The 24,738-nt window shown below is 61.7% G+C and carries 17 protein-coding genes; 11 read left to right on the plus strand and 6 right to left on the minus strand.

The window, feature by feature from the left end:
• The first annotated feature begins 198 nt into the window (after nt 1-198).
• From N2597_RS17475 to N2597_RS17505, 7 genes are all read left to right on the plus strand, one after another.
• Nucleotides 199-2,661 carry a glycogen/starch/alpha-glucan phosphorylase gene (locus N2597_RS17475; protein WP_077990694.1) on the plus strand — a complete coding sequence of 821 codons (2,463 nt, stop codon included), beginning with the start codon at nt 199-201 and terminating at the stop codon, nt 2,659-2,661.
• Nucleotides 2,658-4,865, plus strand: a complete 2,208-nt coding sequence (glgB, locus tag N2597_RS17480; protein ID WP_077990695.1) for a 1,4-alpha-glucan branching protein GlgB — start codon at nt 2,658-2,660, stop codon at nt 4,863-4,865. The genes N2597_RS17475 and glgB overlap by 4 nt, the downstream gene beginning before the upstream one ends.
• A gap of 18 nt (nt 4,866-4,883) precedes the next feature.
• Complete coding sequence (gene glgC, locus N2597_RS17485) at nt 4,884-6,146, plus strand: glucose-1-phosphate adenylyltransferase (RefSeq protein ID WP_077990696.1); 1,263 nt, start codon at nt 4,884-4,886, stop codon at nt 6,144-6,146.
• Between the two features lie 3 nt (nt 6,147-6,149).
• Complete coding sequence (gene glgA / locus N2597_RS17490; protein ID WP_038691307.1) at nt 6,150-7,592, plus strand: glycogen synthase GlgA; 1,443 nt, start codon at nt 6,150-6,152, stop codon at nt 7,590-7,592.
• 6 nt (nt 7,593-7,598) lie between these two features.
• Entirely contained in the window at nt 7,599-9,230 is a 1,632-nt protein-coding gene (locus N2597_RS17495) for an alpha-D-glucose phosphate-specific phosphoglucomutase (protein ID WP_096763696.1), read from the plus strand.
• A gap of 12 nt (nt 9,231-9,242) precedes the next feature.
• Nucleotides 9,243-11,222 carry a glycogen debranching protein GlgX gene (glgX, locus tag N2597_RS17500; protein ID WP_183599515.1) on the plus strand — a complete coding sequence of 660 codons (1,980 nt, stop codon included), beginning with the start codon at nt 9,243-9,245 and terminating at the stop codon, nt 11,220-11,222.
• Nucleotides 11,223-11,314: 92 nt separating this feature from the next.
• A complete protein-coding gene (locus tag N2597_RS17505; protein WP_038691313.1) occupies nt 11,315-11,803 on the plus strand; it encodes a MaoC family dehydratase in 489 nt (162 codons plus the stop codon).
• A 12-nt stretch (nt 11,804-11,815) separates the two neighbouring features.
• Here the strand turns inward: N2597_RS17505 and N2597_RS17510 are convergent, their stop codons facing one another.
• From N2597_RS17510 to N2597_RS17530, 5 genes are all read right to left on the minus strand, one after another.
• The gene (locus N2597_RS17510; protein ID WP_183599516.1) at nt 11,816-12,217 is read right to left on the minus strand and encodes a VOC family protein; all 402 of its coding nucleotides are present in this window, start codon (nt 12,215-12,217) and stop codon (nt 11,816-11,818) included.
• A 47-nt stretch (nt 12,218-12,264) separates the two neighbouring features.
• The gene (locus N2597_RS17515; RefSeq protein WP_183599518.1) at nt 12,265-12,813 is read right to left on the minus strand and encodes a sarcosine oxidase subunit gamma; all 549 of its coding nucleotides are present in this window, start codon (nt 12,811-12,813) and stop codon (nt 12,265-12,267) included.
• Nucleotides 12,806-15,799: a sarcosine oxidase subunit alpha gene (locus N2597_RS17520; RefSeq protein WP_183599520.1), complete on the minus strand. Its 2,994-nt coding sequence runs from the start codon at nt 15,797-15,799 to the stop codon at nt 12,806-12,808. Before N2597_RS17520 ends, N2597_RS17515 begins: the two co-directional genes overlap by 8 nt.
• Entirely contained in the window at nt 15,796-16,137 is a 342-nt protein-coding gene (locus tag N2597_RS17525) for a sarcosine oxidase subunit delta (protein WP_017967899.1), read from the minus strand. The genes N2597_RS17520 and N2597_RS17525 overlap by 4 nt, the downstream gene beginning before the upstream one ends.
• 109 nt (nt 16,138-16,246) lie before the next feature.
• A complete protein-coding gene (locus N2597_RS17530; protein WP_004668351.1) occupies nt 16,247-17,500 on the minus strand; it encodes a sarcosine oxidase subunit beta family protein in 1,254 nt (417 codons plus the stop codon).
• 281 nt (nt 17,501-17,781) lie between these two features.
• Here N2597_RS17530 and N2597_RS17535 point away from each other — a divergent pair, with 281 nt between their 5' ends.
• Nucleotides 17,782-18,816, plus strand: coding sequence for a FecR family protein (locus tag N2597_RS17535; protein WP_183599522.1), 1,035 nt, complete (start codon nt 17,782-17,784; stop codon nt 18,814-18,816).
• A gap of 160 nt (nt 18,817-18,976) precedes the next feature.
• Here the strand turns inward: N2597_RS17535 and N2597_RS17540 are convergent, their stop codons facing one another.
• Nucleotides 18,977-21,157, minus strand: a complete 2,181-nt coding sequence (locus tag N2597_RS17540) for a CHASE2 domain-containing protein (RefSeq protein WP_183599562.1) — start codon at nt 21,155-21,157, stop codon at nt 18,977-18,979.
• A 268-nt stretch (nt 21,158-21,425) separates the two neighbouring features.
• On the opposite strand from N2597_RS17540, the gene N2597_RS17545 reads away from it, so the two are divergent.
• From N2597_RS17545 to N2597_RS17555, 3 genes are all read left to right on the plus strand, one after another.
• Entirely contained in the window at nt 21,426-23,048 is a 1,623-nt protein-coding gene (locus tag N2597_RS17545) for an adenylate/guanylate cyclase domain-containing protein (protein ID WP_183599524.1), read from the plus strand.
• Between the two features lie 156 nt (nt 23,049-23,204).
• Nucleotides 23,205-23,417 (plus strand): 30S ribosomal protein S21, encoded by a 213-nt coding sequence (gene rpsU / locus N2597_RS17550; protein WP_003585885.1) that lies wholly within the window; start codon nt 23,205-23,207, stop codon nt 23,415-23,417.
• 134 nt (nt 23,418-23,551) lie between these two features.
• Entirely contained in the window at nt 23,552-24,421 is an 870-nt protein-coding gene (locus tag N2597_RS17555; RefSeq protein ID WP_039622258.1) for a tetratricopeptide repeat protein, read from the plus strand.
• Nucleotides 24,422-24,738 lie beyond the last annotated feature (317 nt).

Consider the following 24,738-nt stretch of genomic DNA (forward strand, 5'->3'; position numbering starts at 1 on the left):
TCCATCTGTCGGGAAAAACGTTTGTAATCAATCCCTTTGAACCCCGTGAATATGAAGGTTTCGCAAATTTTTCGTTTGCCCAAATCCTTTGTTGCAAGTGCTTCCTAACGATGCATAAACTGTGGTCCGCGCAAGCGACAAATCGATTAAATCAGGCATAACACCCTGAAACCAAATTAAAATTGGCGAGATCTGACCATGAACACCGTTTCCAAGCCGGTTATCCCTTCTCCCGCTCCCCGCAGTTCAAGGCCGGAAATTCTCGCTGAAGAAATCATCGAACGTTTGACCTACCGCATCGGCAAGGACGCCAAGGTGGCAAAGCCGCATGACTGGTTGACGGCGACTATTCTGGTGGTGCGCGACCGCATCATCGACAAGTGGATGGCCTCCACCCGCGAGGTCTATGCGACGGGCGCCAAGCGCGTTTATTATCTATCTCTCGAATTCCTGATCGGCCGCCTGATGCGCGATGCCATCTCGAACCTCGGCCTGATGGAAGAGGTGCGCGATGCGCTCGCCTCGCTCGGCGTCGATGTCAATGTCATTGCCGGCCTCGAGCCGGATGCCGCTCTCGGCAATGGCGGCCTCGGGCGTCTCGCCGCCTGTTTCATGGAGAGCATGGCGACGGTCAACGTCCCGGCCTATGGCTACGGTATCCGCTATGTCCATGGCCTCTTTCGCCAGCAGCTGGCCGATGGTTGGCAGGTAGAACTGCCTGAAAACTGGCTTGCCCACGGCAACCCGTGGGAGTTCGAGCGCCGCGAGAGCTCTTATGAAATCGGCTTTGGCGGTTCCGTCGAATTCATCACCACCCATGACGACCAGCCGCGCTACGTCTGGAAGCCGGCCGAGCGCGTCATCGCCGCAGCCTTCGACACGCCGGCGGTCGGCTGGCGCGGCAAACGCGTCAACACGCTGCGCCTGTGGTCGGCGCAGCCGATCGACCCGATCCTCCTCGATGCCTTCAACGCCGGCGACCACATCGGCGCCCTGCGCGAAAGCAACAAGGCCGAAAGCCTGACCCGGGTTCTCTATCCCGCCGACGCAACGCCGGCGGGCCAGGAATTGCGCCTGCGCCAGGAGTTCTTCTTCTCCTCCGCTTCGCTGCAAGACATCCTGCGCCGCCACCTGCAGCAATATGACGATTTCACCTCGCTGCCTGATAAGGTGGCAATCCAGCTGAACGACACCCATCCGGCCGTCTCCGTCGCCGAACTCGTGCGTCTGCTCTGCGACGTGCACGGCATGGATTTCGAACAGGCCTGGGAGATCACCCGCCACACTTTCTCCTATACAAATCACACGCTTCTGCCCGAAGCGCTGGAAAGCTGGCCGGTGCCGCTGTTCGAGCGCCTGCTGCCGCGCCATATGCAAATCGTTTATGCGATCAACGCCAAGATCCTGCTTGATGTGCGCAAGACCAAGAACTTTTCCGACAGCGAAATCCGCTCGATCTCGCTGATCGAGGAAAGCGGCGAACGGCGCGTGCGCATGGGCAATCTCGCATTCATCGGCTCCCATTCTATCAACGGCGTCTCGGCGCTGCACACCGATCTGATGAAGGTCACGGTCTTTGCCGACCTGCACAAGCTCTATCCCGACCGCATCAACAACAAGACCAACGGCATCACGCCGCGCCGCTGGCTGCAGCAGTGCAATCCCGGCCTCACCGGCCTGATCCGCGAGGCAATCGGCGACGAGTTCCTCGATGATGCCGAAAAGCTGCGCCCGCTCGAGGCGCATGCTTCCGATCCGGGCTTTCAGCAGAAGTTCGCAGCGATAAAGCGGGCCAACAAGGTGGCGCTCTCCAATCTCGTCGCCAGCCGCATGGGCGTAAAGCTCGATCCGTCGGCCATGTTCGACATCCAGATCAAGCGCATCCACGAATATAAGCGCCAACTTCTGAACATCATCGAAGCCGTCGCGCTCTATGACCAGATCCGCTCGCATCCTGAAATGGACTGGGTGCCGCGCGTCAAACTCTTCGCCGGCAAGGCGGCGCCAAGCTACTACAACGCCAAGCTCATCATCAAGCTGATCAACGACGTCGCCCGCACCATCAACAACGATCCATCGGTGCGCGGCCTACTTAAGGTCGTCTTCGTGCCGAACTACAACGTCTCGCTCGCCGAGGTCATGGTTCCGGCCGCCGATCTCTCCGAGCAGATCTCGACCGCCGGCATGGAGGCATCCGGCACCGGCAACATGAAGTTCGGCCTCAACGGGGCGCTGACGATCGGCACGCTCGACGGCGCCAATGTCGAGATGCGCGACAATGTCGGCGAAGACAACATCGTCATCTTCGGCCTCAGGGCCGACGAGGTCGCCAAGGTCCGCAGCGACGGCCACAATCCCCGCGCCATCATCGAGGGCTCTCGCGAACTTTCGCAGGCGCTTGCCGCCATCGGCTCCGGCGTCTTCTCGCCCGACGACCGCAACCGCTACGCGGCGCTGATCGACGGCATCTATTCGCACGACTGGTTCATGGTCGCCGCCGATTTCGACGCCTATGCCCAGGCTCAGCGCGACGTCGACCAGATCTGGATCAATCAGTCCGCCTGGTACACCAAGACGATCAACAATACGGCGCGGATGGGCTGGTTCTCTTCCGACCGCACGATCAGGCAATATGCAGACGAAATCTGGAGAGCCGGATGAAAACGCCGAAAACACTCCCTGAAGTAAAGCTTTCCTGGGAAATTTCGGCAGATGAAATCAAGGCGATCCTGGCCGGCTCGCATTCCAATCCCTTTGCCGTTCTAGGCGTGCACCAGGCCGGCGACGCCTTGGTCGCCCGCTGCTTCATCCCGGGCGCCGAAGACGTGACCGCCATGACGCTCGACGGCGGCGTCATCGGCGAACTGAAGCAGCTGCATGCTGACGGCTTCTTCGCCGGCCCGGTCTCATTGACCAGGCTGCAGCCGGTGCGCTACCGCGCCCGGCGCGGCGATGCCGAATGGGCCGTCACCGACCCCTACAGCTTCGGGCCGGTGCTCGGGCCGATGGACGATTATTTCGCCCGCGAAGGCTCGCACCTGCGTCTGTTCGACAAGATGGGCGCCCACCTCATTCGCCACGACGGCGCCCAAGGCATACACTTCGCCGTCTGGGCCCCGAATGCGCAGCGCGTCTCGGTCGTTGGCGATTTCAACAATTGGGACGGTCGCCAGCACGTCATGCGGCTGCGCGCCGACAGCGGCATCTGGGAGATCTTTGCCCCTGATGTGCCGATCGGCGTCGCCTACAAATTCGAGATCCGCGGCCATGACGGCGTCTTGCTGCCGCTGAAAGCCGATCCGTTCGCCCGGCGTAGCGAGCTGAGGCCGAAGACCGCCTCGGTCGCCGCCGCCGAACTGGAGCAGGTTTGGGAGGACGAGGCCCATCTGAAGCATTGGCGCGAGACCGACAAGCGCCGCCAGCCGATCTCGATCTATGAAGTGCATGCCGCCTCCTGGCAGCGCCGGCAGGACGGCACCATGCTTTCCTGGGACGAGCTCGCCTCGAGCCTCATTCCCTATTGCGTCGACATGGGCTTCACCCATATCGAATTCCTGCCGATCACCGAGCATCCCTACGATCCCTCCTGGGGCTACCAGACGACCGGCCTCTACGCACCGACCGCCCGCTTCGGCGAGCCGGAGGGTTTTGCCCGTTTCGTCAACGGCTGCCACAAGGTCGGCATCGGCGTCATCCTCGACTGGGTGCCGGCGCATTTCCCGACCGACGAGCATGGCCTCGGCTGGTTCGACGGCACGGCGCTCTACGAGCACGAAGACCCGCGCAAGGGCTTCCATCCCGACTGGAACACGGCAATCTATAATTTCGGCCGCACCGAGGTCGTTTCCTATCTCGTCAACAACGCCCTCTATTGGGCCGAGAAGTTCCATCTCGACGGCCTGCGCGTCGATGCCGTCGCGTCGATGCTCTATCTCGATTATTCCCGCAAACACGGCGAATGGATCCCGAACGAATATGGCGGCAACGAGAACCTCGAAGCTGTCCGCTTTCTGCAGGACCTCAATATCCGCATCTATGGCCAGCATCCCAATGTCATGACCATCGCCGAGGAATCGACCTCATGGCCGAAGGTCTCGCAGCCCGTCCACGAAGGCGGCCTCGGCTTCGGCTTCAAGTGGAACATGGGCTTCATGCACGACACGCTGAGCTACATGAAACGCGATCCGGTACACCGCCGGCACCATCACAACGAGCTCACCTTCGGCCTGCTCTATGCCTATTCGGAAAATTTCGTCCTGCCGCTATCGCATGACGAGGTCGTCCATGGAAAAGGCTCGCTGATTGCCAAGATGCCGGGTGACGATTGGCAGAAATTCGCCAATCTGCGCGCTTATTACGCCTATATGTGGGGCTATCCCGGCAAAAAGCTGTTGTTCATGGGGCAGGAATTCGCCCAGTGGAGCGAATGGAGCGAGGCGAAGTCGCTCGACTGGAACCTGTTGCAATACCGTATGCATGAAGGCATGCGCCGTCTGGTGCGTGATCTGAATTTCACCTACCGCAGCAAGCCGGCGCTGCATGAGCGTGACTGCGAGGGCGACGGCTTCGAATGGTTGGTCGCCGACGACCGCGAGAATTCCGTCTTCGCCTGGCTGCGCAAGGCGCCGGGCCAGAAGCCGGTCGCCGTCATAACCAACTTCACGCCCGTCTATCGCGAGAATTATTCCATCCGCCTGCCCCTGGCGGGCCGCTGGCGGGAGATTCTGAATACCGATGCCGATATCTACGGCGGCAGCGGCAAGGGCAATGGCGGGCGCGTGCAGGCCGTCGATGCCGGCGGCAACATCACCTGCTCGATTACGCTGCCGCCTTTGGCAACGATCATGCTTGAACCTGAAAATTAAGACTGGTGGGAGGAGAAAATGGTAGAAAAGCGTATTCAGCCACTTGCCCGCGATGCAATGGCCTATGTTCTGGCGGGCGGCAGGGGGAGCCGTCTCAAGGAACTCACCGACCGGCGTGCCAAGCCCGCCGTCTATTTCGGCGGCAAGGCCCGCATCATCGATTTCGCCCTGTCTAATGCCCTGAATTCAGGCATCCGCCGCATCGGCGTCGCGACGCAATATAAGGCGCATTCGCTGATCCGCCATATGCAACGCGGCTGGAACTTCTTCCGCCCGGAGCGCAATGAGAGTTTCGACATCCTGCCGGCCAGCCAGCGCGTTTCGGAAACGCAATGGTATGAAGGCACCGCCGACGCCGTCTATCAGAACATCGACATCATCGAGGATTACGGTGTCGAATACATGGTCATTCTGGCGGGCGACCACGTCTACAAGATGGACTATGAGTGGATGCTGCAGCAGCACGTCGATTCCGGCGCCGACGTCACCATCGGCTGCCTGGAAGTGCCGCGCATGGAAGCGGTGGGCTTCGGCGTCATGCATGTCAACGAAAAGGACGAGATCATCGCCTTCGTCGAGAAGCCGGCCGATCCGCCGCCCATTCCCGACAAGCCGGATTTCGCTCTCGCCTCGATGGGCATCTATGTCTTCCACACCAAGTTCCTGCTCGATGCGCTGCGCCGCGACGCCGCCGACCCGAATTCGAGCCGCGATTTCGGTAAGGACATCATCCCCTATATTGTCCAGCACGGGAAGGCGGTCGCTCACCGCTTCGCCAAGTCCTGCGTCCGCTCCGATTTCGAGCATGAACCCTATTGGCGCGACGTCGGCACGATCGATGCCTATTGGCAGGCCAATATCGACCTGACGGCGATCGTGCCGGAGCTCGATATCTACGACAAGTCCTGGCCGATCTGGACCTATGCCGAGATCACCCCGCCGGCAAAATTCGTCCATGACGACGAGGATCGCCGCGGCTCGGCCACGTCTTCCGTCGTGTCGGGCGACTGCATCATCTCCGGCGCCAGCCTCAACAAGAGCTTGCTCTTCACCGGTGTCAGGGCCAACTCCTTCTCCAAGCTGGAAGGGGCGGTCATCCTGCCGAATGTGAAGATCGGACGCCGCGCGCAGCTCAAGAATGTGGTGATCGACCACGGCGTCGTCATTCCGGAAGGTCTTGTTGTCGGCGAGGATGCCGAACTCGACGCCAAACGCTTCCGGCGGACGGAAAGCGGCATTTGCCTGATCACGCAACCGATGATCGACAAGCTGGATATCTGACGTATGAAAGTTCTTTCGGTTTCGTCCGAAGTCTTCCCTTTGATCAAGACAGGGGGCCTGGCCGATGTGTCAGGCGCCCTGCCGATTGCCCTGAACGCCTTCGGGGTCGAAACCAAGACTCTCCTGCCCGGCTATCCCGCCGTCATGAAGGTCATTCGCGACCCTGTCGTCAGGCTCGAATTCGCTGACCTGCTCGGAGAAAAGGCGACCGTGCTCGAGGTCCAGCACGAGGGCCTCGATCTGCTCGTCCTCCATGCCCCGGCCTATTACGACAGGCCGGGCGGCCCCTATCTCGATCCGCTCGGCAAGGACTATCCGGACAATTGGCGCCGTTTCGCCGCCCTGTCGCTCGCCGCCTCCGAGATCGCCGCCGGTCTGCTGCCCGGCTGGCGGCCGGATCTGGTCCATTCGCACGATTGGCAAGCGGCGCTGACATCCGTCTACATGCGCTATTATCCGACGCCGGAACTGCCGAGCGTGCTGACGATCCACAACATCGCCTTCCAGGGCCAGTTCGGCTCCGAGATCTTTCCCGGCCTGCGCCTGCCCGATCATGCCTTTGCCATCGACGGCGTCGAATATTACGGCACGACCGGCTTTCTGAAGGGCGGCCTGCAAACCGCGCATGCGATCACCACTGTCAGCCCCACCTATGCCGATGAGATCCTGACGCCGGAATTCGGCATGGGACTCGAAGGCGTCATCGCCACCCGCATCGACGATCTGCACGGCATCGTCAACGGCATCGATACCGATATCTGGAACCCGGCAACCGATCCCGTCGTCCACACCCATTACGGCCCGACGACGCTGAAGAACCGCGACGAGAACCGCCGCTCGATCGCCGAGTTCTTCCATCTCGACAATGACGATGCCCCGATCTTCTGCGTCATCAGCCGTCTCACCTGGCAGAAGGGCATGGATATCGTCGCCAATGTCGCCGACGAAATCGTCGGCATGGGCGGCAAGCTCGTCGTGCTCGGTTCCGGTGAAGCCGCGCTGGAAGGCGCGCTGCTCGCATCCGCCAGCCGTCATCCCGGCCGCATCGGCGTCTCGATCGGCTATAACGAGCCGATGTCGCATCTGATGCAGGCCGGCTGTGACGCGATCATCATTCCCTCGCGCTTCGAGCCGTGCGGCCTGACCCAGCTTTACGCTCTGCGCTATGGCTGCGTGCCGATCGTCGCCCGCACAGGCGGGTTGAATGACACGGTGATCGATGCCAATCACGCCGCGCTTGCAGCGAAAGTGGCAACCGGCATACAATTCTCACCCGTGACGGAAACGGGCATGCTGCAGGCAATCCGCCGTGCAATGCACTTTTACGCGGACCGAAAACTCTGGACCCAATTGCAAAAGCAGGGCATGAAATCGGATGTCTCCTGGGAGAAGAGCGCCGAACGCTACGCTGCCCTCTATTCAAGCCTCGTCTCGAAAGGCATGTGACCTAAAATGATCAAGTCCGTACCCACCACGCCCTACCTGGACCAGAAGCCCGGCACGTCAGGCCTGCGCAAGAAGGTTCCGGTCTTCCAGCAGCCGAATTATGCGGAGAACTTCATCCAGTCGATCTTCGATTCGCTGGAAGGCTACCAGGGCAAGTGCCTCGTCATCGGCGGCGACGGACGCTATTACAATCGCGAAGTCATTCAGAAGGCGGTCAAGATGGCCGCCGCCAACGGCTTCGGCAAAGTGATGGTCGGCAAGGGCGGCATCCTGTCGACGCCGGCCGCCTCTCACATCATCCGCAAGTACAAGGCCTTCGGCGGCATCATTCTGTCTGCAAGCCACAATCCCGGCGGCCCGACCGAAGATTTCGGCATCAAATACAACATCAACAACGGCGGTCCGGCCCCGGAAAAGATCACCGACGCGATCTATGCCCGTTCTAAGACGATCGACAGCTACAAGATCGCCGATTTCGCCGACGTCAACCTCGATCGCATCGGCAAGGACGAACTTCCCGGCGGCATGATCCTCTCCGTCATCGACCCGGTCGAGGACTATGCCGCACTGATGGAGGAATTGTTCGATTTCGGCGCTATCCGCAATCTGATCAGCCTCGGCTTCCGCATCGCCTTCGATGGGATGAGTGCCGTCACCGGCCCCTATGCCAAGGAAATCTTCGAAAATCGCCTCGGCGCCCCCTCGGGCTCTGTGCGCAACTTCATGCCGCTGCCGGATTTCGGCGGTCATCATCCGGATCCGAACCCGGTTCATTGCAAAGAACTCTTCGATGAGATGATGAGCGACGACGCGCCTGATTTTGGCGCCGCTTCCGACGGCGACGGCGACCGCAACCTGATCATCGGCCGGGGCATCTTCGTCACTCCCTCCGACAGCCTGGCGATCCTCGCCGCCAACGCCAATCTCGCTCCCGGCTATTCCGGCGGCCTCGCTGGCATCGCCCGCTCGATGCCGACCTCAGGTGCGGCCGACCGTGTCGCCGAAAAGCGCGGCATCGGCATGTATGAGACGCCGACCGGCTGGAAGTTCTTCGGAAACCTGCTCGACGCCGGCATGGCGACGATTTGCGGCGAGGAAAGCTCCGGCACCGGATCGAGCCACGTCCGCGAAAAGGATGGCCTCTGGGCGGTGCTGCTGTGGTTGAATATTCTTGCCGTGCGCGGCGAGAGCGTCGCCGATGTCGTCACCCAGCACTGGCAGACCTACGGCCGCAACTATTATTCACGCCACGATTACGAAGGCCTCGACACCGATGCTGCGAACGGGCTTATGGACAACCTCCGCAGCCAGCTTTCCACCCTGCCCGGCAAGAGCTTCGGCAGCCTGAAGGTCGAGAAAGCCGACGATTTCGCCTATCACGATCCGATCGACAAATCGGTGAGCGAGCACCAGGGCATCCGTATCCTCTTCGAGGGCGGCTCCCGTGTCGTCTTCCGTCTCTCCGGTACCGGCACGTCTGGCGCAACCTTGCGTGTCTATATCGAGCGTTACGAGCCGGATTCGACTCGCCACAACATCGAAACGCAGGAAGCGCTCGCCGATCTGATTACCGCCGCCGACAGCGTGGCCAGCATTCGGGAACGCACGGGACGCGACGCGCCAACCGTGATCACCTGATCCGGGGGAAACATGCGCGGGAACAATGCGGCGCAGGCCGGAGCAATCGTCTTCGAAACCGGCGTCGAATTTGCCGTGTGGTCGCATCATGCCGCACAGATCGAACTCTGCCTTTTCGAAGATGACGGCGCCAGAGAATTCGCGCGCCTGCCGATGGCGCGCGACAGCAACCACATCCATCGTCTCTTTGTCGACGGGCTGAAGGCAGGCGCGCGTTACGGCTATCGCGCCGACGGCATCTATGCGCCCGACAACGGCCTCTGGTTCGATCCTTCCAAATTGCTGATCGACCCCTACGCCAAGGAGATTGACCGACCGTTCCGCTACGATCCCCGCCTCGGCGTCTATGGCGAAGACAGCCAGGACCTGATGCCGAAGGCGATCGTCACCTCAGATACGCGCGCCGTCATCGCCAAGCCACTCTTCAAACCGGGCGGCTTCATTTACGAAGTAGCGGTGCGGCCCTTTACCATCCTCCATCCCGACATACCGGAGGCCCAGCGCGGCACCATCGCCGCCCTAGCCCATCCCTCCGTCGTCGCCCATCTGAAGCGGATCGGCGTCGATGCCGTCGAACTGATGCCGATCACCGCCTGGATCGACGAACGCCACCTGCCGCCGCTCGGCCTCACCAACGGCTGGGGCTACAATCCTGTCGCCTTCATGGCGCTCGATCCGCGGCTCGCCCCGGGCGGCATGGCGGAGCTGCGCGAGACCGTTGCCGCCCTGCATGCCGAGGGCATCGCCGTCATCCTCGACCTGGTCTTCAACCATACCGGCGAGAGCGATCGTTACGGCACGACGCTGTCGCTGCGCGGCCTCGACAACCTGCATTATTTCCGCCATGTCCAGAATTGCCCGGGCGAACTGGTCAACGATACGGGAACCGGCAACACGCTTGCCTGCGACCATCCTGAAGTTCGCCGTCTCGTCATCGACAGCCTGCGCCATTTCGTGCTCAATTCAGGCGTCGACGGTTTTCGTTTCGATCTCGCCCCGGTGCTCGGCCGAACCACGACAGGCTTCGAGCGCGATGGGGGAACACTTGCCGCCATTCTGGCCGACACCGTGCTTGCCGACCGGATCATGATCGCCGAACCCTGGGATATCGGCCCGGGCGGTTACCAGCTCGGCAACTTCCCGCCGCCCTTCCTCGAATGGAACGACCGCGTCCGCGACGACCTGCGCTGTTACTGGCGCGGCGACCAGTGGAAGACCGGCGCGCTGGCAACCGCGCTTGCCGGCTCTTCCGACATCTTCTCCCGTCACGACGGCAAAGGAACGCGCAGCGTCAATTTCCTTGCCGCCCATGACGGCTTCACGCTGATTGACCTCGTCTCCTATGCCGGGAAGCACAACGACGCCAATGGCGAGCACAATCGTGACGGTCACAATGAAAACCACTCCTGGAACAACGGCGTCGAAGGCGAAACGCTCTACCCCTCGATCCGCAAGCGCCGGAAAAACGATGTCATGGCGCTGATATCAACGCTCTTTGCCAGCCGCGGCAGCATTATGCTGACCGCCGGCGACGAAGGCGGACGCAGCCAGCGCGGCAACAACAATGCCTATTGCCAAGACAACGAAATCACCTGGCTCGACTGGAAGGCATTGGATGAGGATCTCATCGCCCATACCGCCTTCGTCGCCGGACTGCGCCGCCGCTTCACCGTCTTTTCAGAAACGGGTTTCCTGTCGGGAAATGGCGACGTCGAATGGATCTCGGTTTCGGGCGAACCGATGACAGTCGCCGAATGGGAGACACCGTCGCTCCCGACCCTTGGCATGCTGCTGGCAACCGGCGACCGCGCCTCAGGCGGCAGGCGGACCCGGCTTGCCGTGCTCTTCAATCGTTCCGAAAGCCGCGAGCTCTTTACGCTTCCGTTGGAAGGCGAAGCGTCCTGGCGTCAATTGACGCCGGCCGGTGCGAAGAAGGCCGGCCCCCGAGTCACCGTCGAGCCACGCTCCGTCGCCTTTTTCATAGAAAAATGACCGGCGCCTCCCATTGGCGCAAATCCTTGTCGCAATCGTCATAAATGCACGATAAGGCTTTGGCGCGGCGGGCTTATCTGACGAGGAAATGCATGGGCACGGAAATTTCACTCTCCGACGTGCGGGGATTGATCGGCATGGAAACGGGCCTGTCGGATTGGATCACCGTCGACCAGACGATGATCGACGCCTTTGCGGGGGCAACGGATGACCATCAGTTCATTCATGTCGATCCGGAGCGCGCCGCCGCCGAGAGCCCTTTCGGCGGCACCATCGCCCATGGCTTCCTGACACTGTCCCTGCTCTCGGCGATGAATTACAACTGCCTGCCCAAAGTGCGCGAGCAGACCATGGGCATCAATTACGGCTTCGATCGCGTCCGCTTCATGACGCCGGTCAAAAGCGGCGCCCGCGTGCGCGGCCGCTTCCTGCTCTCCGACGCCCGCTTCCGCGGCGGCGGCATGCTGATGACCACCTACGACGTCACCATCGAAATCGAAAACGAGAAGAAGCCGGCGCTGACGGCCAAGTGGATCACCATCATCCAGTTCGACCCGAAGGATCGTCCCGAGGACGTGTAAGCCCGGATGCGGCTATGATTCCGCGGAATTAAGAACCGCTTCAAGCGCGTGGCCGTCCGGATCGATGACGAAGGCGGCATAATAATGCTCGCCATAATGGGGTCGAAGACCGGGACCGCCATTGTCACGGCCGCCATGCGCGATTGCCGCGTCATGAAACGCATCGACCGCCGCACGGCTCAGGGCGGCAAAGGCCAGATGAAATCCGGGGCCGGCCGGGCGCTGGCCCTCTGGCCGATGTTTGATCGCCAGTTTGTCTCCGCCGCCGGGAAGGCCGTAGCCGACCGCCTGTCCCGTCTGGCCAGGCCTGATGTCATCCCAGACCCTGACATAGCCGAGCGCGCCGAGGGCGGCATCGTAAAATGCCGCCGACCGCTCTATATCGGAAACGCCGAGGGAGGCATGATGCAGCATTCGTCCTCCCTCGGATGGGCGCCCTATGCAGTCAGGATTCGTCCCGCTCAATGGCCGGCATCATGGGCCGCCTCGTTGAGCAGGCCAAAGACGAAGTCGGAAAATGACCGCCAGCATTCTACCCGGAACGTCTCTTCATCGGTGCGCAGAAGCACGATCTCGGCCTTGCCGAAAATGGTCCGCGAAGCGGCGCCGACCGGAAAGGCCGAAAGCGACAGGTCCTGCGGGCAGCCGGCCGCAAGCGTGAGCTCCGCACCCGGTCCCGAAACGATGATTGCCACATTGCGGTGGGAAACGTCGGTCGCCGAATGCAGCGCGCCGGCGCTTGAACACGCCGCCATCAAATCGCCGCCCGCCTCGTCGATCAACAGCCACTCGTCCGGCCCAAGCCAGAGCGCCGATCGTGCACCGGCGCGGCCGGATGTTTTCGGCGTGGTCGGTACGGACAGGCCGAGAGCCAAAGAAAGTGCTGCGAGCGATTGCGCCGGCGCGCGTAGCGCCACGCGGGTCGCGGCCGGTGCGACCGTCAGGCGCACGGTGGCGGAGCCGCCGAGACGGCCGGCAAGCGCCGGTTTGCGAATTGCAACATCAGCCATGGATGCGGCCTCCTTCCTTGTCAAAAAACACCAGGTCCGTCACCTCGACGGCGATCGTCCGGTCCGGCATCGGCACGTAGAGCGTCTCTCCCATCCGCGCCCGGCCGCCAGCGACGAGCGCGAAGGCGATCGACCGGCCGCAGTTTTCCGACCAGTAGGCCGAGGTGACGTGGCCGAGCATCGTCATCGGCTTCGGCTCGTTCGGGTTCGCGACGACCTGCGCGCCTTCCTCAAGCACCAGCTTCGGATCCTTGGTGATAAGCCCGACAAGCTGCTTGCGTCCCTCCTTTACGAGGTCCGGCCGCTGCAGGCCGCGAATGCCGACGAAGTCCTTCTTCTTCTTCGAAACGGCCCAGGCAACACCCGCATCGTCGGGAGTAACCGTCCCGTCAGTATCCTGGCCGACGATGATGTAGCCCTTTTCGGCGCGCAGAACGTGCATCGTCTCGGTACCGTAGACGCAGGCGCCGAGCGGCTCGGCATTGGCCCAGACGGCTTCGAGCACCGACTGGCCATAATCGGCAGGCACGTTGATTTCGAAGCCGATTTCGCCGGTGAAGGAGACGCGGAAGAGCCGCGCCGGCACACCGCAGACCGTGCATTCGGCAACGCTCATATGCGGGAACGCCACGTTTGAAAGGTCGACCCCTTCGACCAGCGGCTCGACGATCGCGCGCGCTTTCGGTCCCTGCACGGCAATGACGGCCCATTGCTCGGTGACCGACGTCAGCCATACCTTCAGGTCCGGGAATTCCGTCTGCAGGTAATCTTCCATGTGGTGAAGAACGCGCGGCGCTCCGCCGGTCGTCGTCGTGACATGGAAACGGTCCTCGGCCAGTCGCCCGACGACACCGTCGTCATAAACGAAGCCGTCTTCGCGGGTCATGATGCCGTAGCGGGCCTTGCCCGGCTTCAGCGTATCCCAGGCATTGGTGTAGATGAGGTTGAGGAACTTCGCCGCATCCGGCCCCACTACCTCGATCTTGCCAAGTGTCGAAGCGTCGAAAATACCGGCCGACTTTCGGGCTGTGCGGCATTCGCGCGCGACCGCCTGATGCATGTTCTCGCCGGCACGCGGATAGAACCAGGCGCGTTTCCAGTTGCCGACATCTTCAAAAACGGCGCCGTGGGCTTCTTCCCAGCCATGCAGCGGCGTCTTGCGCGTCGGATCGAACAACTCTCCGCGCGAATGGCCGACCAGCGTGCCGTAGGTGACCGGCGTGTAGGGGGCGCGGAAGGTGGTGAGACCGACCTGCGGAATTTCCTTGCCGAGCATTTCGGCGGCGATCGCCAGGCCATGCATGTTGGAAAGCTTGCCCTGGTCCGAGGCCATGCCGTTGGTCGTAAAGCGCTTGATGTGCTCGATCGAATGCATGCCCTCGCGCACGGCAAGGCGGATATCCTTGGCACAGACATCGTGCTGGAAGTCGATGAAAGCCTTGCCGTTGGTTTTCGGCCCGGCGCCTTCGGCAGCACCGATCATGCCGCCTGTCCATTCAAACGCCTGCTCGGCCGACATTGCGATCTTCTCGCCGCTGCTTCCGCCGGTGGCCTGCGCCATCAGCTCGCCGGCGGCAAGCGATTCCTCGATCGTCTGCTGCAGGTCGTCGGTGCCGTTGCAGGCGCCGACCGACAGGCAGTCCTGCGCGTAGGAGCCGGGCAGGAAACGCTGGCTTTCAGCGTCGAAGGCCACTTTGCCGCGCGACTGCGAGAACAGATGCACGGACGGTGTCCAGCCGGCCGAAACCAGCAGCGCATCGACGGCGATCTTGCGCGGCGAACCGCCGCCGTTGCGTGCCACCGTCATCGACGAGATGCGCAGCCGCCCCGCGGTATTGATGACCGACTGGCCGGCCAGCACGTCGATGCCGAGCGCACGTGCCTCCGCCAATACCGCCGCACCCGGCGCCTGCCGGCAATCGACGATCGCAGCGATCGAGACACCTGCTCGTTTCAGATCGAAGGCCGCTTCATAGGCCGAGTCATGCGCCGTGTAGATGCCGACATTCTTGCCGACGGCGACGCCGTAATGGTTGAGATAGGTCCGCGCCGCCGAGGCCAGCATAATACCCGGCCGGTCGTTGTTCGGAAATACCATGTGCCGTTCGATCGCGCCGTTGGCGAGGATCACCCGCTTGGCACGGACCTGCCAGAGCCGTTCGCGCGGCAGATCATGGGCGGGATTGGCGAGATGGTCGGTGACGCGCTCTGCAAGGCCGACGAAATTGTGGTTGTAGTAGCCGAAAGCCGTCGTGCGCAGCAGCACTTGGACATTGTCCATCGCCTTCAGCTGCGCCACGGTCTTCTGCGCCCAGGTGAAGCCGTCCTGCCCGTCGATCTTGGCGCCGGCATCGTAGCGCAGCGCACCGCCCGCTTCCGGCTGCTCGTCGCAGAGGATCACCCTGACGCCGGTTCGGGCCGCGGCCAGCGCCGCCGAAAGCCCGGCAACGCCGCCGCCAACCACCAGCACGTCGCAATGCGCGTAACGGCTGGCATAATGGTCCGGATCGCCTTCCGTCGGGGCAACACCGAGGCCGGCGGCGCGACGGATGAGCGGTTCATAGACGTGCTTCCAGGCGGCGCGCGGCCACATGAAGGTCTTGTAGTAGAAGCCGGCGGCGAAGAACGGCGACATCAGATTGTTGATGGCCCCGACATCGCGGGCAAGCGAGGGCCAGCGGTTCTGCGAGCTGACGATCATGCCATCGAAGACTTCCTGCACGGTGGCGCGCACGTTCGGCTGCTTGCGTGCGGCATCGCGAGCGACGTCGATGAGGGCGTTCGGTTCCTCGGCGCCAGCTGACAGAATGCCGCGCGGCCGATGATATTTGAACGAACGTCCCAGAAGATGCACGCCGTGGGCGATCAGCGCCGAGGCGACGCTATCGCCTTCGAGCGCCGTGTAGCTCTTGCCGTCGAAGCTGAAGCGCGCGGTTTTGGCCGGCGTCAGGCGCCCCCTACCGGCGATACGGTTGACGCCGCTCATTGCGCCTCTCCTTCCAGTGCTTCATATGTCTCGACGGGTGCGTGCTTCTCGGCAGCAGCGCCGACCACGGGCTTCGGCTCACCGGCCTTGTAGGTCATGAGGAACTTGTCGCTCACCGTGTCGCGGACTGCATTGAAGAAACGTCCGCAGCCATGGATGTGCCGCCAGCGTTCGAATATCAGCCCCTTCGGATTGTCGCGCAGAAAGAAATAGGCTTCGAATTCCGCGTCCGAGATCGAGGCAATATCTGCGGGCCGCGCAATATGCGCGTCACCCGCGCCGCGGAACTCGAGCTCGGAGCGCTCTTCCTGGCAGTAAGGGCAATGGATCAGCAGCATGTAGGATTTCCTTCTCCTCCACTTCTCCCCAGCGGGGAGAAGGTGCCTGAAAGACGGATGAGGGGGTGAGCGACGAAAGGAGCGAGCGTTAGCACGAAAACACCCATCATCAGTGCGCCACCGCCGCCGCCGCCGCCTCGTCGATCAGCCGGCCGCTGCGGAAACGCTCCAACGTCAGGCCGGCATTGAACTTGTGCGGTTCGTCGCGGGCGATCAGATGGGCGAAGAGATTGGCCGAACCCGGCGTCGCCTTGAAACCGCCGGTGCCCCAGCCGCAATTGACGTAAAGACCCGGAACCGGCGTCTTCGACTGGATCGCCGAACGATCCGGCGTATTGTCGACGATGCCGCCCCATTGGCGCATCATCTTGACGCGCCGGAACATCGGGAAGAGTTCGCAGATGGCATCGAGCGTATGGGTGATGATCTGCAGCCCGCCGGTCTGTGAGTAGGAATTATACTGGTCGGTGCCGGCGCCGATGACGAGCTCTCCCTTGTCGGACTGGGAGATATAGGCGTGTACGGTGTTCGACATGACGACACAGGGGAAGATCGGTTTCAGCGGCTCGGAAACCAGCGCCTGCAGCGGGCTCGACTGCAGCGGCACCCGCACATCGGCCATCTTCATGATCGTGGTCGTATGGCCGGCCGCCGACACGCCGATCTTTCTGGCGCCGATGAAACCGCGCGTCGTCTCCACGCCGGTCACGCGCCCATCGGGCGCACGGCGGATGCCGGTCACCTCGCAATTCTGGATGATGTGGACACCGCGATCCGACGCTGCGCGCGCATAACCCCAGGCGACCGCATCATGTCGTGCCGTGCCGCCGCGCCGCTGCAGTGCCGCACCATTGATCGGGTAGCGCGCGCTGGCGGAGATATCGAGCGGCGGACAATAGGCCTTCGCCTGTTCCGGCGTCAGCCATTCATTGTCGATGCCGTAGAGCCGGTTGGCATGGATATGCCGTTTAAACGACTGCTGGTCGTGAATATTGTGCGAGAGCATCATCACGCCGCGCGGCGAATACATCACATTGTAATTGAGCTCCTGCGAAAGCCCCTCCCAGAGCTTCATCGAATGCTCGTAAATGTGCATGCTCTCTTCATAGAGATAGTTCGAGCGGATGATGGTGGTGTTGCGGCCGGTATTGCCGCCGCCGAGCCAGCCCTTTTCGATCACCGCCACATTGGTGATGCCATGCTCCTTGGCGAGATAATAGGCGGCGCCCAGGCCGTGCCCGCCGGCGCCGATGATGACGACGTCGTATTCGGCGCGCGGTTCCGGCGACGTCCACTGCTTCTCCCAGCCTCTGTGGCCACGAAGGGCCTCTCGCGCCACGGCAAAAACCGAATATTTCCGCATCCGCCTTCTTCTCCTTCGGGCAAGGCCATTCTCCGTGCCCATACAAATCGCAAATCCAAATGCGGCACAACGGCTCTTTTGCGACGCGCGAGAGCTTTGGTTTTGACACTGAGCGACATGATGTCGAAAAGCGCCCTGCCTCCAGGACACGCGCTCCGTTTCCTCGGAAGTTGGCACAACCAGCAATCGATCGGCCGCCGGCTAGCCCTCACCCAAGAGGGCGAGAAGACAAGCAGTTACTAAAATGTTAACTCTCCCCCTGTTTCCAGGGTTCTTGTATCATGTGGGGTCGGCGTCCATTCTTCCACGCGCTTCTCATCGCGTTTTGCAGCGCCCAGGCGTCGCCCGCCGCCGAGCCGGTTGGTCAGGCTGTCCTCATCAAGACCGAAGTCACCGGACAGGCCGGACCGATTGCGGTCAATACCAGCGTTCACCGCGACGAGCGTATCCGAACATCGCCATCCGGGCTTGGCCAGTTTCTGTTTCGTGACGGCACCAAACTTGCGGTCGGCTGGGGCTCGTCTGTCGTCATCGACAAATATGTCTTCGACGACACGCAATCGGTTAGAAAGCTCACCATCAAAGCCGCCAAGGGGACCTTCCGCTGGGTCAGCGGCAATTCCAAATCGTCAGCCTATCAGATCCTGACTCCGGCCGGAACAATCGGCGTGCGCGGCACCGCATTCGATTTCTATGTCGGCCCGGACGGCACCACCGCCGTCGTACTCCTGAACGGCGCGGCCAGCTTTTGCGGCCCCGGCGGCTGTCGCCAGCTGCAGCAACGCTGCGATTGCGTTGTCGCCAAACCGAATGGCGATATGACGCCGGCGCGCCGGGTCGATCCCAGCGTTCTCGATACGCTTGGAAATCTCCGCGCCCTCCCCTTCCTCTCCGGCAACCAGCGGCTTGCCGGCGGCATCGGTATGCTCGGCGGCTGCAATATGGCCTCCGTTATGCCGGAAAGAAAAGACAGAACACGGCCTCCGCCGGCAGTTGCACCTGCTCCGCAGAGGCAGGATCCGCCACAGAGACAGGCCGAGCCGCAAAAAGAGCGACCGAACAAGCCCGATAAGCCTCATCACGACAGGCCGCACCACGACAAGCCACATCACGACCGGCCGCACTATGATAAGCCCCACCATGACAAGCTGGATAGACCCGACAAGCATGAGGGCCATGGGCGCCATGACGATGACGGAAAGCCCGGAAATCACGGTTTGGATCATCGGGAGCACGGGCGCCACCATGATGGAGATCGCGATCATAAGAATGATCGAAACCACGACCGAAATCCGGATTTCAAGCGCGGCCGGTGAGGCTGTTTTCGGGATCCTCGCAAGTCAAGGCGTCGGCACCGCTATATCCGCCTCGCAATGAGGTAGTGCGTCAACGAGCATTGCAGGGCGGCGAGGACTGTCGGCGTGTCGGGTAATGAAGGTGATATCCTTCCCAAGAAGGGCACTCCGAAAATCGCTTTTACTTTTCGGTATCGGCAGCCCTCTTTTCGATCCCCGCAGGCAATTCCCGAAAATGATCGGTCCTGCTGGGTATCCGCCGATAGAATTCCACCAAACCGCCCACCACCTCATCCGCCCTGAGCTTTGCCGTATCCATAAGTTTGCGGGTGTTCCTTGAATGCGAATGCAGGGCTTGCATCAATTGCCGGTGAACGGCATTGAGCGCGGCGAATTCCCGGGATGCCGCTACCTGCTCATCGCCGAGGACGGCAAGAATCTTGGTGCGGCTGCTCTTGCCCTTCAGTGGAATGGCGCCGGCGTCGATCAGCGCCATTCCTTTCACTGACCGTGCAGTACTGTCGGAGATGAGGATATCGAAGCCTACTTCTTTGCACGACGACTCGATGCGGGCGGCGACGTTGACGGCATCTCCGACGGCCGAATAGTTGAAGCGGGTCTTGGCGCCCATATTGCCGACGCAGGCAATGCCGGTATGGATGCCGATGCCGATGTCGACCTGCTGATCGGGACCGAAGCCGAAGGCGTCGCCGGCGTTCAGTTCGGCGAGTGTCTCGCGCATGGCCAGGGCAGTGCGAACCGCCTTGGTTTCATGATCCGCAACATCAACCGGCGCGTTCCAGAACGCCATGATCGAATCGCCGATAAACTTGTCGAGTGTGCCTTCATTGGCCACGACATGACGGCTCAGCGCGTCGAGCAACGTGTTCAGGAAGGCGACGACATCCGTCGGCGCCAGCCGTTCACTCATCTCGGTGAAGTTCCTGACGTCGACGAACATGACCGTCAGCTCGCGGTCGTCGCCGCCGAGGCGCAATGCATCGCGGTTATGCTCGATGCGATGGAGCAGCGACGGAGACAGATAATGCCCGAAGGCGCGTCGCACCTCGCGCCTTTCCCGATCGATCACGAGAATGCGGAACGAGGTCGCGGCAAAATGGGTGATCGATCCGCTGACGATCGGAGCCAGCGGATCGAGGAGAAGCCCTGCATAGAGAAAGGAGAGCCAGGAGGCCACGAGCGCCATTGCGGTAATAAGCAGGCCGCAGACCAGTGCGACGGCGGGACTGACGAAGGTCGTGACCACGACGAGCAGGCATCCGAGCACCGCGATCGTAAGGATTTCCAGCCCATCCGCCCAATCGGGACGCGACAGGAAACGGCCGGAGAGAATCTGCTCGACGGCCTGCGCATGCATCGAAACACCGGGAACATTCTCACCGAGCGCCGTGACGCGGATGTCCTGCAGGCCTGCCGCCGACGTGCCGATGAAGACGATGCTGCCGCCAATGGCGGCAGAGACCTCGGAAGAGGCGCCTTCGGCGGCGAGCACCCGGCGGACGGATATGTAGCGCTCAGCCCGGTCGGGGCTGACATAGAGCCAGAATTCACCCGCCGCCGTCAGCGGCACGACGAAATCGCCGATCTTTGCCGATGTCATTACGCCAGCACGATCGGGGGCGCCGGCCAATACATAGGTGGAAACGCCCTGCGCGACGCGTAGCGCCTCGACCGCGAGGTTGGGGTAGAGCTGCACACCATCGGTCAGGAACAACGGCACCGTCCGCACCACCGGCGAAGGATTGCCGGGATTGAGGCTGATGTGGCCGAGCCCTGCCGCGTTGGCTTCCAATTGTGGTCTGAGCGGCGTCGATGCGGTAAGATGAGGCGGCGCCGAGACAGGGCTTTCGCCGGTGAAAGCAAAGCCCGCCTTGACAGGCGGCCGGTAACTGCCCTCATTGGAAAGCCCGAAGCCGAGCACGACAGGCTTGCCAGAGATTGCCTGGGCAAATATCTCGTCATTATCAGGAAGTTTCTCGGCCAGGGACGGATCGACCCCGGTGACCTCGCGCACGACATTGCGCGGCGACAGCCGATCCGGCTCGGAAAAGAGAATGTCGAATGCAATGGCCGCAGCGCCCATCTCCGAAAGCCGGTTCACCAGCAGGGCCAACCGGTCTCGTGGCCAAGGCCATTGGCCGAATTCGCGCAGCGACGCCTCGTCAATATCGATCACACGGACCGGCATCGGCTCGAAGGTTCTCGGAAGAAGACGCTGATATTCGTCGAAGGTCACGCCACGGATCAGCTTGAAAATCCCGGGATCGTCTGCCCGGAGCATCGTCAGCGCGGCCACGATCACCAGGCCGATAATGACACCGATTTGCTGCACGCGAGTCATCATCTCAACCGGCGTTCCCTCCCACGGCCGATCGAGCGGCCACGCACCTGCCGCCCGACAGGCTACGCCGCTTTCTGTCCGAACACCATTCGCACATACGCTACGGACGGTTCTTTTCGCTTCCGCGCCCTCCGCTTTCCATCGATCAGCGCAACAACGCCGTCAGTTCGGCCACGCCTTTGCTTCAACGACATGGCTTCGATCTTGCCGCGCGCGCGGCGAAATGATCTTGTACCGAGCGAAGCGCGAATGCTTTTCAAATAAGAGAGTGGGGGCTCCCGTGATTTCCGAAACCGCCGTGCGCCGCAGCGGCTATTGGCTGATCGTCGTCGTGCTGGCGATGCTTGCAGGACTGCCGCTTGCCGTCTGGCTCGACATCAGCGATCTCTCCGGAAATACTCTCAGACGCCAGGCGCGCGACATGAGCTCGCTGATATCGAGCATCCGCTCCTACTATTCCGCCAATGTCGTAGGACGCGTCCTGGCCGCCCATGCCAGCGGCACAACGGCGGGCACGGTCGTTTCGCACAACTACGCCAATATACCAGGCGCCATTCCGCTGCCGGCGACACTCTCGCTGGAACTCGGCGACGTCATCAAGGAGCAGCAGGCCAATATCACCTACCGCTTCGTCTCCGACCTGCCGTTCAAGAGCCGCGCGTCCCACGAGCTCGACGATTTCGAGAGACGAGCGCTTGCCGCGTTGCGCGCCAACCCGCAACAGACGCTGAACGATCTCACGCGTGTCGGACTGACCGATACCCTGCGGTTCATCACGCCCGTTGTCATGGGGCAGGCCTGCGTTGCCTGCCACAACAGCCACCCGGAAAGCCCGAAGACCGATTGGAAGGTGGGCGATGTGCGCGGCATCCAGGAAGTGATCATCCGGCAGCCCTATGCGAGTAACGTCTTCGCCTTCAAATACCTGCTGTGTTATTTTCTGTTTGTCGCCATCATCGGCCTCAGCTTCATTCTGCTGCAGCGGCAGCAGGCGCGCGCGATCCATAACGCCAACCAGGATCTGGAAGCGGCCAACGAATTCCTCGCCAGCGTCTCGCTGAAGATTTCACGCTACCTCTCGCCGCAGATCTACAAGAGCATCTTCAGTGGGCAGAAGGACGTGGTGGTCCATACCGAGCGCAAGCGCCTGACGATCTTCTTCTCCGACATCAAGGATTTCACCGCGACCACCGAGCGGCTACAGCCGGAAGCGCTGACGGAGATGCTCAATGAATATCTCACCGAGATGTCGAACATTGCCTTGGCGCATGGCGGCACGGTGGACAAGTTCATCGGCGACGCCATGCTGGTCTTCTTCGGCGACCCGGAAACGAAGGGGCCGGAGGAGGATGCGAAAGCCTGCCTGCGCATGGCCGTTGACATGCAGCGCCGCCTCGGCGAACTCAAGGACAGATGGCGCAGAAACGGCACCGAAGAGCCTTTCGTCGTGCGCATGGGCATCAACAGCGGCTATTGCAACGTCGGCAATTTCGGCAGCAGTGACCGCATGGACTACACGATCATCGGCGCCGAGGCCAATCTGGCAGCCCGGCTGCAATCGATCGCCCAGGGTGGAGAAATCGTCGTCAGCTACGAAACCTATGCGCTGGTAAACGAAATCGTCGCCGCTCATCCGCTGCCGCCGATCACGATGAAGGGCATACAGCGTGAGATCGTGCCCTATGCCGTGGACGGGCTGACGCTCGGCACGGACCATAAGAGCCGCGTTCTGAGCGAACACCTCTCCGGCCTCGACCTGCATCTGGATATGAGCCGGGTGGAGCCTGCCGACCGCCTTCGGGTCAGAACGGCGCTCAAGGAGGCGATTGCCGCTCTGGATGAGGCCTTACCTGAGGCGGCGCGGTCGAGACAGGATGCCGGTCAGGTGTGATTTTTCCGGCTGCTTCCCATATCCATCTGGACTTCCCCTACTCGATCTGCTATCCCGCATCACCAATCGCAAGGCTGCGGCCGCGCGAACGTTATTTTTTTGCCCCTGGCGCTGCGCCGCCTCAGGCATCAACCAAACCAAAGGAACGTGATTCTCGTGCAGGTACTTGTCCGCGATAACAATGTCGATCAGGCTCTCCGCGCTCTCAAGAAGAAGATGCAGCGCGAAGGCATTTTCCGCGAAATGAAGATGCGCGACTACTACGAGAAGCCGTCGCAGAAGCGTGCTCGCGAAAAGGCCGAAGCTGTTCGCCGCGTTCGCAAGCTGGCCCGCAAGCGCGCCCAGCGCGAAGGCCTGGTCGCACGCTAAGCGTTGCCGTCGTTTTTTCGACGTTTTCAGATGCATTGTGGCGGGGGCGATTGGTTCGCCGCCGCCTTTTTAGTTTGTCGCTGAAGATCGCATATCCCGGTCTCGGATATGCCGCATGGGGAAAGCGAGCCCGAATGGCTGATACCACCTTCAATTTGTCCCGCGCCTGGCGCTTGCAGAAAACCGCATTGCTGCCCGCTGTGGCATTGGCCGCCGTGTTCGGCCTCGCCGGTTGTGAGACGACCAACACCACTGACGCCGTGATCCGCATCGACAAGGCTCAAGGGTCGGAAGAGAATATCGCGTCGCTGACGGCTGTTATCAACGCCAACCCCAGGGATCCCGAGGGCTACAACGTCCGCGGCTCCGCCTATGGCCGCGGCGGTCAGTTCCGCCAGGCGCTGAACGATTTCAACACGGCTTTGCAGATCAATCCGCGCTTCTTCCAGGCCTATGCCAACCGCGCCCTTGTCTATCGCAACATGGGTCAACAGCAGCAGGCGATTGCCGACTACAATGCCGCGCTGCAGATCAATCCAAGCTACGACGTCGCCTATATCGGCCGCGGCAATGTCTATCGCATGGCCGGTCAGGACGATGCGGCCTTCAACGACTTCAGCAAGGCAATCCAGCTCGGCACCACCGACGGGCGCGCCTACCACAATCGTGGGCTGATCTATCAGAAGCGCAATCAGCAGGATAAGGCGATCGACGATTTCTCGAAGGCGATCTCGCTCGCGCCGAATTCGGCCGAACCCTATAATGGCCGCGGCATTTCCTATTTCGCGCTGAACGATGACGACAACGCCTTTGCCGATTTCAACCATGCAATCGAGCTCAACGGTAACATCGCCGAATCCTGGGCCAACCAGGCGCTTGTCTACGAACGCCGCGGCGATAAGGCGAAGGCTGCCCGCTCTTACCGCCATGCAGTCGGGCTTGATCCGAAATACCAGCCGGCCCGAGATGGACTCGCCCGAGTGGGCGTCGCCCCAGCCGGCTAAGGATGTGCATTGGCGCGGCCGCCGATGACAGCGACGCTGTCATGAAGGCGGCCGCATCGCCTTGAAAAGAGAGGCGGAAAAAACATCCGTCATCGTCGATGGCGTGTCATACGATGTTGCAACCGGCTCATGCTCCCCATAACATGTCGCTGCTTCGATGGCCCGCTGTCGGGCATGGAAAAACGTGTTGAGGGCGTTTTGCGAGAGATGCGAATCTTTGCGTTCCTGACCGCGAGCGAAAACTGTTGCGGGCAGCGCCCGCCTCAGCGCCGCGCATCTGCCGAACGGCGCCAGCGGTACGGCCACGTTCTCTGCCC

The sequence above is a fragment of the Rhizobium sophoriradicis genome (assembly GCF_025200795.1).
Lineage (GTDB): Bacteria > Pseudomonadota > Alphaproteobacteria > Rhizobiales > Rhizobiaceae > Rhizobium > Rhizobium sophoriradicis.